General features: G+C 69.2%; 9 protein-coding genes. 5 read left to right on the forward strand and 4 right to left on the reverse strand.

Translation table 11 applies throughout. The features are described 5' to 3' along the window. Positions 1 to 7: 7 nt before the first annotated feature. The gene (locus ADK86_RS20555; RefSeq protein ID WP_053697870.1) at positions 8 to 967 is read right to left on the reverse strand and encodes a bifunctional helix-turn-helix transcriptional regulator/GNAT family N-acetyltransferase; all 960 of its coding nucleotides are present in this window, start codon (positions 965 to 967) and stop codon (positions 8 to 10) included. Positions 968 to 991: 24 nt separating this feature from the next. Beyond that, positions 992 to 2,230, reverse strand: a complete 1,239-nt coding sequence (locus ADK86_RS20560; RefSeq protein ID WP_053697871.1) for a LacI family DNA-binding transcriptional regulator — start codon at positions 2,228 to 2,230, stop codon at positions 992 to 994. Positions 2,231 to 2,367: 137 nt separating this feature from the next. On the opposite strand from ADK86_RS20560, the gene ADK86_RS20565 reads away from it, so the two are divergent. The 5 genes from ADK86_RS20565 (at position 2,368) to ADK86_RS20585 (ending at position 9,589) form a co-directional block, all read left to right on the forward strand. After that, positions 2,368 to 3,519, forward strand: coding sequence for a Gfo/Idh/MocA family protein (locus ADK86_RS20565; protein WP_053697872.1), 1,152 nt, complete (start codon positions 2,368 to 2,370; stop codon positions 3,517 to 3,519). A gap of 26 nt (positions 3,520 to 3,545) precedes the next feature. Beyond that, positions 3,546 to 4,697: a dihydrodipicolinate synthase family protein gene (locus ADK86_RS20570; RefSeq protein ID WP_420718868.1), complete on the forward strand. Its 1,152-nt coding sequence runs from the start codon at positions 3,546 to 3,548 to the stop codon at positions 4,695 to 4,697. Next, entirely contained in the window at positions 4,694 to 5,569 is an 876-nt protein-coding gene (locus tag ADK86_RS20575; protein ID WP_053697874.1) for a sugar phosphate isomerase/epimerase family protein, read from the forward strand. The genes ADK86_RS20570 and ADK86_RS20575 overlap by 4 nt, the downstream gene beginning before the upstream one ends. A 347-nt stretch (positions 5,570 to 5,916) precedes the next feature. Further along, the gene (locus ADK86_RS20580) at positions 5,917 to 8,184 is read left to right on the forward strand and encodes an ATP-dependent RecD-like DNA helicase (RefSeq protein WP_053697875.1); all 2,268 of its coding nucleotides are present in this window, start codon (positions 5,917 to 5,919) and stop codon (positions 8,182 to 8,184) included. A 115-nt stretch (positions 8,185 to 8,299) separates the two neighbouring features. Next, on the forward strand, positions 8,300 to 9,589 hold the full coding sequence (locus ADK86_RS20585) for a citrate synthase (protein ID WP_053697876.1): 1,290 nt from the start codon (positions 8,300 to 8,302) through the stop codon (positions 9,587 to 9,589). Between the two features lie 506 nt (positions 9,590 to 10,095). Here the strand turns inward: ADK86_RS20585 and ADK86_RS20590 are convergent. Continuing rightward, complete coding sequence (locus ADK86_RS20590; protein ID WP_053697877.1) at positions 10,096 to 12,396, reverse strand: heavy metal translocating P-type ATPase; 2,301 nt, start codon at positions 12,394 to 12,396, stop codon at positions 10,096 to 10,098. A gap of 5 nt (positions 12,397 to 12,401) precedes the next feature. After that, positions 12,402 to 12,698 (reverse strand): heavy-metal-associated domain-containing protein, encoded by a 297-nt coding sequence (locus ADK86_RS20595; RefSeq protein ID WP_053697878.1) that lies wholly within the window; start codon positions 12,696 to 12,698, stop codon positions 12,402 to 12,404. Positions 12,699 to 12,779: the final 81 nt, after the last annotated feature.

Raw genomic sequence — 12,779 nt, forward strand, 5'->3', positions numbered from 1 at the left:
ACACAGATCAGAGCGGCAAACGCCAGTCCTGACCGACAAGCTCCCGACCGAAACTGTGGTGCGGCCTCTCCGCGGTCAGCTCGAAGCCGGCCCGCTCGTACAGGACGCGGGCCGCGCTCAGTACGGAGTTCGTCCACAGCACCAGCTCGCGGTACCCGGTCTCGCGGGCGAAGCCGACGCAGGCGGAGACGAGGGCCTGGCCGACGCCGCGTCCGCGCGCCTCCGGTTCGACGAGGAGCAGCCGCAGGCGTGCCGTGCTCGGCGGCGTTCCGCCGGTCTCCCGGGGCGCTGCTTCGATCCCGTCCCGTACGCACATGACCGCACCGACCCGTTCGCCGTCCAGCTCGGCGATCCACGTGCGGTCCCAGAGCGGGTCGTAGCGCTCGGCGTACTCGGCGACGATCCGTGCCACCAGCGCCTCGTAACTGAGGTCGAAGCCGTACTCCCGCGCATACAGGACGGCGTTGCGCTGCACCATCCAACCGAGGTCGCCGGGTTCGGGATCACGGAGTCGCAACACGGGGGCCGGGTGCTCCGGTGAATCACCGAGCAGTTCCCGTATGGCCGTCATCGATTCCAGCAGTCGAGTTCGGTCAGGGCCGGGGAGGCGCTTCAGGAGCGTCCCTGCCGAGTCTCGGGAACGCTCCTCCAGGAGATCCGCAGTCGCGCGGCCGTGTTCGGTAAGGACGATGCGCTGCCGTCGGCCGTCCCGCTCGGAGGGGCCGCGGGTGATCAGGCCGCCCTCCTCGAATCTGGTGAGCAGCCGGCTGAGGTAGCCCGCGTCCAGGGAGAGCGAACTCCGCAGGTCAGCGGCGTCCACACGATGACCGTGGGAGATCTCGTACAGGACGCGGGCCTCGGTGAGGGTGTACGGGGTGTAGAGGTGACGGCCGTAGTCGAGGGCGCCTATGAGGTTCGTGTAGAAGCGGTTGAAGCTGCGGACCTGCTGGACCTCTCGCCCTGTCATGGCGCTCCCCGTCTTACCGTTGACTCAGTCAAGGTTGACTGGGGCAAGAGTAGGGGGAGAGGTCGACTCGCGCACCATCAAGTCCGCGCTCAGCGTGGCGAATTTTCCCGGCGGTGGCGTCTCGCACCCCATCGCCAGTCGTCCGGCCCGTGCACCGGCTTCCTGGAGCGGCAGCCGTACGGTGGTGAGCGCCGGGGCGGCGTCCGCGCTGAACGGCAGGTCGTCGAAGCCCGCTACGGAGACGTCGCCGGGTATCCGCAGGCCGCGGTCGCGCAGGGCGGCGCACACGCCGAGCGCTGCGGTGTCGTTGGCCGCGATGACGGCCGTCAAGGCGGGGTCGCGGCGCAGCAGTTCCAGCGCGGCGTCGTAGCCTGCGGCGCGGTCGTAGGCGCCGTGGACGGTGCGGTGGGCCGGGTCCGGGATGTCGTGCGCTGCGAGGGCGGCGCGGTGGCCCTCCAGGCGGTGGCGGGTGGTGGTGCGGCCGACGGGCCCGGCGACGTAGCCGATGCGCTGATGGCCGAGGGAGATCAGATGCTCGGTGAGCCGCTGGGCGCCGCCGCGATTGTCGAAAGCGACGGTGATGGGGGAGGGGGCTGGGCCGGCCTTCTGGGCGGCGCGCCGGAAAATGCGCGCCTCCAGGTCGGTACGTGTCCCAGCGGCCGCTCTGCCCTCCCGTGCATCGGCCTCCGGGCCCAGGGGCGGGCGGCCGCACAGCACCACCCGGGTGCCGGCAGCGGCGAGACGCGTCAGTGCGGCGGTTACGGCGGCGGCGTGACCGGCGTCCTCCACCGCGCCGCCGGTCAGTACGACGGCGGCCGCGCGTTGGCGCTGCAGCAGCGTGAGATACATCAGCTCACGCTCCGGGGAGCCGCCGGTATTGCACACCACGGCCAGTTTCTCGCCGACCGGTACGAGCGCGGGGCCGCTGCTTGGGCGCCCACGTGAGTCGCTGTCACTCGTTCGGGGGTGCGCCCCGCTGTCGATGTGTTGCCCCGTAGTGGTGCTCATCTCGGACTGCACGGCCGAGGCGATGATTCCGAAGAACGGGTCGGCGATGTCGTTGACGAGGATGCCCACCAGATCGGAAGTGGCGGCGGCCAGCGCGCTTGCCGGGCCGTTGACCACGTATTCCAGGTCCGCCACAGCGCGCAGCACCCGGGCGCGGGTGTTCTCGGCAACCGGGTAGTTGCCGTTCAGTACGCGCGAGACGGTCGCCGTCGAGACCCGCGCCCGCGCCGCGACATCCGCCAGCGTCACTGCCATAGTTCGCCCCGCCCCATGCCGTACCCCTTGTCCCTGCCTTGCGCCGCAGGCTAGCTTCTCCCGCGATGGAAAGCGCTTTCTATGCGATCTGCATACGCGCTCGCCATGCGAGCCGAGTTCTCCAGAAGGGCCGGACCGTGACACGCAGGACCGTACGCATCGCCATGAACGGCGTGACCGGGCGCATGGGCTACCGCCAGCACCTGGTCCGCTCCATCCTCGCGCTGCGCGAACAAGGCGGCCTGGACCTCGGCGACGGCACGGTGATCTGGCCCGAGCCGGTCCTCGTCGGCCGCACCGAGCACAAGCTGCGGGCGCTGGCCGAGCGCCACGGCCTTGCGCACTGGAACACCGACCTTGACGCGGTGCTCGCGGACGACAGCATCGACATCTACTTCGACGCCCAGGTCACCGCTGCCCGCGAGGACGCGGTGAAGAAAGCGATTGCTGCGGGAAAGCACCTCTACTGCGAGAAGCCCACCGCCACCGGGCTCGACAGCGCACTGGAACTGGCCCGGCTGGCCGACGAAGCCGGCGTGAAACACGGCGTCGTCCAGGACAAGCTCTTCCTGCCCGGCCTGCTCAAGCTCCGCCGCTTGGTGGAGGGCGGCTTCTTCGGCCGCATCCTGTCCGTACAGGGCGAGTTCGGCTACTGGGTCTTCGAGGGCGACTGGCAACCCGCGCAGCGTCCCTCCTGGAACTACCGCGCCGAGGACGGTGGCGGCATCGCGGTCGACATGTTCCCGCACTGGGAGTACGTCCTGCACGAGCTCTTCGGCCGCGTACGGACCGTACAGGCGCAGGTCACCACACACGTACCGCGCCGCTGGGACGAGAGCGGCAAGCCGTACGAGGCCACCGCGGACGACGCCGCCTACGGCATCTTCCAACTGGACGGCGGCATCATCGCGCAGATCAACTCCTCGTGGGCGGTACGGGTACACCGAGACGAACTGGTCGAGTTCCAGGTGGACGGCACGGAAGGATCGGCCGTGGCGGGATTGCGTGGCTGCCGCGTCCAGCACCGGGCCGCGACCCCCAAGCCGGTCTGGAACCCGGACGTACCAGCCACCGAGCCTTTCCGCGACCAGTGGCAGGAAGTCCCGGACAACGGGGTCTTCGACAACGGATTCAAGGCGCAGTGGGAGCTGTTTCTGCGCCACGTCGTACGCGACGAGCCCTGGCGCTGGGACCTGGCGGCGGGCGCGCGCGGTGTGCAGCTTGCCGAACTGGGGCTGAGGTCGTCGGCGGAAGGGCGCCGCCTGGACGTGCCGGAGTTGGGGCGATGAGCGGGCGAGTGAACGGGCGCGGACCGATGGCCGACTCCCTTCGTACCGAATCCGGCTCCGGCTTCGTTCGGGCGCCCGCGGATCACCCGAACCGCGCTGCCCCCTTCGTCTCCCGTACCGTCTTCGCCGCCGCCCACGTGGTCGCCGATCCCTTCGCCGACAGCACCCCGGACGGCCCCGCCGCCATCGACTGGGACGCCACCCTCGCCTTTCGCCACCACCTGTGGTCGAACGGCCTTGGCGTGGCCGAGGCCATGGATACCGCGCAGCGTGGCATGGGACTCGACTGGGCCTCGGCGGCCGAGCTGATCCGCCGTTCCGCCGCCGAGGCGGCGGCGGTCGGTGGGCGCATCGCTTGCGGTGTCGGCACGGACCAACTGGCAGGTTCTTCGGCGAGCCTGGCCGACATCAAGGCGGCCTACGAGGAACAGCTGTCCCTCGTCGAAGGCGCCGGCGCCCAGGCCATCCTCATGGCGTCCCGCCACCTCGCCGCGGCAGCCACAGGACCGGAATCGTACGCGGAGATGTACGGACATCTGCTGCGCCAGGCTGCCGATCCGGTGATCCTCCACTGGCTCGGCCCGGCATTTGACCCAGCCATGGAGGGCTACTGGGGCAGCTCGGACCTGGACACCGCCACCGACACGTTTCTGCAGATCATCGCCGAGCAGCCCGCCAAGGTGGACGGCGTGAAGGTGTCACTCCTGGACGCCGATCGAGAGATCCAGCTGCGCCGACGCCTTCCGGACAGTGTGCGGTGCTACACGGGTGACGACTTCCACTACCCCGAGCTGATCGCCGGCGACGAACTCGGCTACAGCGACGCCCTGCTGGGCATCTTCGACCCCCTCGCCTCACTGGCGGCGGATGCCGTACGCCTGCTCGACAACGGCGATACAGCCGCGTTCCGCAAGCGGCTGGATCCGACCGTCACACTCTCCCGGCACCTCTTCCAGACACCCACGCGTTACTACAAGACCGGTGTTGTTCTGCTCGCTTGGCTTGCTGGTCACCAATCGCACTTCACGATGGTGGGCGGCCTCCAGTCGGCCCGATCACTGCCCCACTTGAAGCGCGCATACGAACTGGCCGACGACCTGGGCCTGTTCCCGGGCCCCGAACTGGCGAAGTTCCGCATGCACCAGCTGGAATCGGTACTCGGAGGCCGCGGGGCATGAGCGCCGAATTCAGTGGAGGGGCAGAAGGACCGGTAGACCTGTTCGCCCGGTTCAGCCTCAACCAGCAGACGGTCAAGCAATGGACCCTGCCCGAACTCGCCGACGGCTGCGCCCGAGCGGGAGTGCGCGGTGTCGGTCTCTGGCGCACTCCGGTGCAGGAGTACGGAGTGGCTGCCGCCGCCCGGCTCGTACGGGATGCGGGGCTGGCCGTCACGAGTCTGTGCCGCGGTGGTTTCTTCACCGCTTCCGACCCCAAGGAGCGCGCGGACGCACTGGCAGACAACCGGGCAGCCATCGAAGAGGCGTCCGCGCTCGGCACCGACACCCTCGTCCTCGTCTCCGGCGGGCTGCCGCCCGGCAGCCGTGACCTGTACGGAGCTCGGGAGCGCGTCGCCGACGCTCTGGAGGAACTGGCCCCGTACGCGGCCGAGGCAGGAGTACGGCTCGCGATCGAACCGCTGCATCCCATGTACGCGGCGGACCGCTGCGTCGTCTCGACCCTCGCCCAAGCCCTCGACCTGGCCGAACGGTTCCCGGCCGAGCGGGTGGGCGTGGTCGTGGACACCTACCACCTGTGGTGGGACGACACGATCGGCTCGCAGATCGAACGCGCCGGAAGTGCCGGACGCATCGCCGCTTTCCAACTCGCCGACTGGGTAACGCCCTTGCCTGCGGGCGTGTTGCTCGGGCGCGGTCAGCTCGGTGACGGCGCGGTGGACCTGCGGTGGTTCCGCGAGCAGGTCGACGCCGCCGGCTACCGGGGGCCCATCGAGGTCGAGATCTTCAATCCGTCGCTGTGGGAGCGGCCGGGTGCCGAAGTGCTGGCAGAAGTCGTTGAGCGGTTCACCACTCACCTCATGCACATGAGGTAACGATGAAATAACTCACCGAATCCGTGCAACCGTTCCCGGGCCGGGCGGGTCGTACATGTCGTCAGGCTCCCAGGGGAGAGGGAACCGGGGGGGATCCGAGGGGGGATCAGGGGGCCGAACGGAGGGGGAGTCGAGGGGTCCGGCGCCAGAACCGGGCCCCTCGAAGCGTTTGCTGCAACGGCCGTCGTCAAGGGTGCCGAGTCCGATGCCGAGGCACTCGCCACGACACCCGCGCAAGCGGTGCGGCACCCGCGGCGGACCCCGCCGCAAAGCCTCTGCAGCCAGCTCCGACGCGAGTTATCCACAGGCCCGAACGCGATGTCGGACCCTGGCGGTACGGTCGGTTCATGTTCAATGCAGCCGTGGTCGAAGGGGTCCTGGAGCGGATCACCTACGCCAACGAGGAGACCGGTTACACGGTTGCGCGTCTGGACACGGGCGGCTCCGGTGACCTCCTCACTGTCGTCGGGTCGCTGCTGGGCGCACAGCCGGGTGAGTCGCTGCGTCTGGAGGGCCGTTGGGGCTCCCACCCGCAGTACGGACGGCAGTTCACCGTCGAGAACTACACCACCGTCCTGCCCGCCACGATCCAGGGCATACGGCGCTACCTCGGCTCCGGCCTGATCAAGGGCATCGGCCCGGTCATGGCCGACCGCATCGCCGAGTACTTCGGCCTGGACACGCTCGACGTCATCGAGCAGGAGCCGAAGCGCCTCGTCGAGGTGCCCGGCCTCGGCCCCAAGCGTATGAAGCTGATCGCCGACGCCTGGGAAGAACAGAAGGCCATCAAAGAGGTCATGGTCTTCCTTCAGGGGGTGGGCGTCTCCACCTCCATCGCGGTGCGCATCTACAAGAAGTACGGCGATGCCTCGATCTCCGTCGTCAAGAACGAGCCCTACCGCCTCGCCGCCGACGTGTGGGGCATCGGTTTCCTGACCGCCGACCGCATCGCCCAGGCCATCGGCATCCCGCAGGACAGCCCGGAGCGGGTCAAGGCAGGGCTGCAGTACGCCCTCTCGCAGTCCACCGACCAGGGGCACTGTTACCTCCCGGAGGAGGAACTGATCGCCGCCTCGGTCAAGTTGCTGCATGTCGACACGGGCCTGGTCATCGACTGCCTCGGGGAGCTGGCGGCGAATCCGGAGGGCGTGGTCCGCGAGACCGTGCCCGCCCCGGATGGCGGGGACCCCATCACCGCCGTCTACCTGGTCCCCTTCCACCGGGCCGAGACCTCCCTGGCCTCCCAGCTGCTGCGGCTGCTCGGCACGCGCGAGGACCGGATGCCGTCGTTCCAGACCGTGCATTGGGACAAGGCGCTGGCCTGGCTCGCCGAGCGTACGAAGGCCAGCCTGGCGTCCGAGCAGGAGGCCGCGGTGCGGCTGGCGCTCACGGAGAAGGTCGCGGTGCTGACGGGCGGCCCGGGGTGCGGAAAGTCCTTCACGGTCCGTTCGATCGTGGAGCTGGCCCGCGCCAAGAAGGCCAAGGTGGTCCTCGCGGCTCCCACCGGCCGGGCCGCCAAGCGGCTCTCGGAGCTGACGGGCGTCGAGGCGTCCACGGTGCACCGGCTGCTGGAGCTCAAACCGGGCGGTGACGCCGCGTACGACAAGGACCGTCCTCTGGACGCCGATCTGATCGTGATCGACGAGGCGTCCATGCTCGACCTGCTGCTCGCCAACAAGCTGATCAAGGCGGTGCCGCCGGGTGCCCACCTCCTCCTGGTGGGAGACGTGGACCAGCTGCCCTCGGTGGGCGCGGGCGAGGTGCTGCGCGATCTGCTCGCCGAGCGCTGTCCGGTCCCGTCCGTACGGCTGACCCGGATCTTCCGCCAGGCCCAGCAGTCGGGCGTGGTCACGAACGCCCACCGCATCAACGTGGGCGTGCTGCCGATCACGGAGGGCCTGACCGATTTCTACCTCTTCCCCGAGGAGGATTCCGAGGAGGCCGGGCGGGTCGCGGTCGATGTGGTGGCCCGCCGTATCCCCGCGAAGTTCGGCCTGGACCCGCGCCGGGACGTGCAGGTGCTCACGCCGATGCACCGCGGCCCGGCCGGCGCCGGCACGCTGAACGGGCTCCTCCAACAGGCCCTCACCCCGGCCAGTCCGGACGTGCCGGAGCGGCGCGTCGGCGGCCGGGTGTTCCGGGTAGGCGACAAGGTGACGCAGATCCGCAACAACTACGAGAAGGGCGGCAACGGCGTCTTCAACGGCACCGTCGGCGTCGTCACCAAGATCAACTCGGATGAGCAGTGGCTGACGGTACTCACGGACGAGGACGAGGAGGTCTCCTACGATTTCGACGAGCTGGACGAGCTGGCGCACGCTTACGCGGTGACCATCCACCGCTCCCAGGGCAGCGAATATCCGGCGGTGGTGATTCCGGTCACCACCGGCGCGTGGATGATGCTGCAGCGAAACCTGCTCTATACGGGTGTTACGCGGGCAAAACGACTGGTGGTGCTGGTCGGCTCCCGTAAGGCTCTGGGGCAGGCTGTACGCACCGTATCCGCCGGACGGAGGTGGACCGCACTACGTCACCGACTGGCAGGCGCAGTGCGTGGTCACCTCTTCCCCAAACGGGGCGAAGGGGAGCAGGATGGGCAGCTGAAGCGGCACTGAGTGCCGCCTGGAGGCCCTATGGCCGACCCCGAGTGCACAGGCAAGGTCCAAATGGGGGAAGGTATAGGCAGTCAGGGCACCTCGAAGAAGAGGCACAACGTCGGTGAGGGATGACGTGAGCGACAACTCTGTAGTACTGCGTTACGGGGACGGCGAATACAGCTACCCGGTCGTCGACAGCAGCGTCGGCGACAAGGGCTTCGACATCTCGAAGCTGCGCGCCCAGACCGGTCTGGTGACCCTGGATTCCGGTTACGGCAACACTGCCGCGTACAAATCCGCGATCACCTATCTGGACGGTGAGAACGGGATCCTCCGGTACCGCGGCTACCCGATCGAGCAGCTCGCAGAGCGCAGCACGTTCGTCGAGACCGCCTACCTGCTGATCAACGGTGAGCTGCCCACCGTGGACCAGCTGGCGAACTTCAAGCAGGACATCACCTACCACACCCTGCTCCACGAGGACGTCAAGCGGTTCTTCGACGGCTTCCCGCGGGACGCCCACCCGATGGCGATGCTGTCCTCGGTGGTCAGCGCGCTGTCGACGTTCTACCAGGACAGCCACAACCCGTTCGACGAGCGGCAGCGCCACATCTCGACGATCCGGCTGCTGGCCAAGCTGCCGACGATCGCGGCGTACGCGTACAAGAAGTCGGTCGGCCACCCGGTGGTCTACCCGCGCAACGACCTCGGCTACGTCGAGAACTTCCTGCGCATGACCTTCTCCGTGCCGGCCGCCGAGTACGAACTCGACCCGGTCGTGGTCAGCGCCCTGGACAAGCTGCTGATCCTGCACGCGGACCACGAGCAGAACTGCTCGACCTCCACCGTGCGCCTGGTCGGCTCCTCGCAGGCGAACCTGTTCGCCTCGATCTCGGCCGGCATCAACGCGCTGTGGGGCCCGCTGCACGGCGGCGCCAACCAGTCCGTGCTGGAGATGCTGGAGGGCATCCAGCGCGACGGCGGCGACGTCGACGCCTTCATCCGCAAGGTGAAGAACAAGGAAGACGGCGTGAAGCTCATGGGCTTCGGGCACCGCGTCTACAAGAACTTCGACCCCCGGGCGAAGATCATCAAGGCGGCGGCGCACGACGTCCTCTCGGCGCTCGGCAAGTCCGACGAGCTGCTGGAGATCGCGCTGAAGCTGGAGGAGCACGCGCTGTCCGACGACTACTTCGTCGAGCGCAAGCTCTACCCGAACGTGGACTTCTACACCGGTCTGATCTACCGGGCCATGGGCTTCCCGACCGAGATGTTCACCGTGCTCTTCGCGCTCGGCCGGCTGCCCGGCTGGATCGCCCAGTGGCACGAGATGATCAAGGAGCCGGGTTCGCGTATCGGCCGCCCGCGCCAGATCTACACCGGCGTCGTCGAGCGCGACTTCGTCCCGGTCGAGGAGCGCTGAGGCACTCCCTCCGGGACAGCTGCCGGCCGGCCGGCAGCCCGCGTGGCGGCCCGGGCCGGTCCACCCAGCAGAAAGCGCCCCGCCTCCAGATCCCCCCACGGGTCCGGAGCGCGGGGCGCTTCCCTTGTTCCCCGGGTCGGATTCCCCCCACGGGATCCGTCCGGGCGCTTCATGGTGGTACCGCGATCTGCCGGGACGCGCACGTACGGGAGGGCCGCTCAAAGCTCCCCGGGCACGTCGCCCCGGCCACGCGTTGCCGGGCGAAGTCCCCCAAGACCAGCCTGGCCGTTGCGGTGCAAGCCCCGCCGAGGTGCCTGCACCGCCCGGTTAGACTCGCGACCCCCCGCAATGGTTACGTTCCAATCGCTGTGATCTGGGTCTCTTGCCATAAGGGGGCGAATGCGGTCAAGGGTCTCGATCTGGAGATCGAGACCCTTGAGTATGGGTGTTGTGTCAGATGTAGGGAAGTTGTGAAGGCGAAAATTTTTGCCGCCACCTACATCTCGTCACCGGAAGCGCCGCAACCTGAGGCTGTTACTGACCACGAAGACCGAGGAGAAGGCCATCGCCGCCCCCGCGATCATCGGATTGAGCAGCCCGGCCGCCGCGAGCGGCACCGCCGCGACGTTGTAGCCGAAGGCCCAGAAGAGATTTCCCTTGATCGTGGCGAGCGTCCGGCGGGCCAGCCGGATGGCGTCGGCCGCGACCCGCAGGTCACCGCGTACGAGGGTGAGGTCCCCGGCCTCCATGGCGGCGTCCGTACCGGTCCCCATCGCCAGCCCCAGGTCGGCGGCGGCCAGGGCGGCGGCATCGTTGACGCCGTCGCCGACCATCGCCACGCTGCGGCCTTCGCCCCGCAGCCGCTCGACGACCGCGACCTTGTCCTCCGGCAGCACTTCCGCGATCACCTCGTCGATGCCGACCTCCGCCGCCACCGCGTCGGCCACCGCTTTGTTGTCCCCGGTCAGCAGTACGGGTGAGAGCCCCAGCGTGCGCAGCCGGCGGACCGCCTCGGCGCTGCCTTCCTTGACGGTGTCGGCGACCGACAGCAGGCCGCGTGGCTGCCCGTCCCAGGCGACGAGCACCGCCGTCCGCCCCGCTGTCTCGGCGGCGTCCCGGGCGGCGGCCAGCGCCTCGGGCAGGGCCCCGGCCGTGGAAGCTTCCTCGGCCTCCTGGCGCAGCAGCCGCTCGCGCCCTACGAGGACGCTGCGGCCGTCCACCATGCCCCGTACGCCCAGGCCCGCTACGTTCTCGAAGTTCTCCGGCTCCGGCAGCTCGCCCAAGCGCTCGCGGGCCCCTTCCGCGATGGCACGCGCGATCGGGTGCTCCGACGAGTGCTCCAGCGCGCCCGCCAGCCGCAGCAACTCCTCCTCGGCGACGCCTGGTGCCGGCACGGCCTCGTACAGGCTCATCCGGCCGGTGGTCACCGTGCCGGTCTTGTCCAGCACGACGGTATCGATGCGGCGGGTCGACTCCAGGACCTCAGGACCCTTGATCAGAATGCCGAGCTGCGCGCCGCGGCCCGTACCGACCATCAAGGCGGTCGGCGTCGCGAGACCGAGCGCGCAGGGACAAGCAATGATCAGTACGGCGACGGCGGCCGTAAAGGACGCGGTCGCGTCGCCGGTCGCCAGCAGCCACCCGGCCAGCGTGCCGGCCGCGATCACCAGCACGACAGGCACGAACACGGCCGAGACGCGGTCGGCGAGCCGCTGCACCTCGGCCTTGCCGCTCTGCGCCGCCTCGACCAGCGCGGCCATCCGCGCCAGCTGCGTGTCGCCGCCGACCCGGGTCGCCTCGATCACCAGTCGGCCGCTGGTGTTCACCGTCGCGCCCGTCACGTCGTCGCCGGGAGCCACGTCGACCGGCACCGACTCGCCGGTCAGCATCGAAGCGTCCACGGCGGCTCGGCCCTCGACGACCGTGCCGTCCGTGGCGATCTTCTCACCGGGGCGTACGACGAACCGGTCGCCGACAGCCAGCTGCTCCACGGGAACGCGCACCTCGCGCCCGTCCCGCAGCACAGCCACGTCCTTCGCGCCCAGCTCCAGCAACGCTCGCAGCGCGGCGCCGGCCTTCCGCTTGGAACGGGCCTCCAGGTAGCGGCCGAGCAGCAGAAATGCCGTCACACCGGCCGCGGCCTCCAGATAGATGGCGGAGGAACCTTCGGTACGGGCCACGGTCAGGTCGAAACCGTGCCGCATTCCGGGGACACCCGCGTCGCCGAAGAACAGCGCCCACAGTGACCAGCCGAAGGCGGCGAGCGTGCCGAGGGAGACCAGGGTGTCCATCGTGGCGGCGCCGTGCCGAAGATTCGTCCAGGCGGCCCGGTGGAAGGGGAAGGCGCCCCAGACCACGACGGGAGCGGCCAGCGTCAGGCACAGCCACTGCCAGTTGTCGAACTGGAAGGAAGGCACCATCGACAGCAGGACGACAGGAACGGCCAGGACGACGGATACGGTCAGCCGCTGGCGCAGCCCGGCCAGCTCCCGGTCGTGGGCATCAGCGCCGTTCTCGGTGGCGGCCCTGTCGGTGGAGTCTTCGGACACACCGGCCGGAGCTGTCTTCGCAGGCTCGGACGGCGCCGGCCGCTGCGCCGTGTAGCCCGTCTTCTCGACCGTCGCGATCAGGTCGTCCACGGACACCCCGGCGCCGTACTCGACCCGCGCCTTTTCGGTGGCGAAGTTCACGGTGGCGCTGACGCCCGGCATCCGGTTCAGCTTCTTCTCCACGCGCGCCGCGCACGAGGCGCAGGTCATGCCGCCGATGGCGAGCTCGATCCGCGCCTGCGTGGTCGTACCGGTCATCGGACTCAGGCCGCCAGACCTTCGAGTTCGTAACCCGCCTCGTCGACCGCCGCGCGTACGGCCGACTCGTCCAGCGGCGCCTTGGAGACGACGGTCACCAGACCGGTGGAGGCGGATGCCTGAACCGAGTGCACACCCGGGATCTCCGAGAGCTCGGAGGAGACGGCGCCCTCGCAGTGGCCGCAGGTCATGCCGCTGACCTTGTACGTGGTGGTGACGTCGCCGACCTGGACGTCGGCGGCACCCGAGTGGCAGGTGCCCTCGGAGGAGCAGCAGGAGCCGTTGGTCGCTTCGGCAGTCATGGGTTTCTCCTTGTTGCGTGTGATCGCCGTACTCGAAGTGTTCGCTGTCAGGCGCGTATGGCTTGGGAACACCGGGAACCG

The sequence above is a fragment of the Streptomyces sp. NRRL F-5755 genome (assembly GCF_001279365.1).
GTDB lineage: Bacteria > Actinomycetota > Actinomycetes > Streptomycetales > Streptomycetaceae > Streptomyces > Streptomyces rimosus.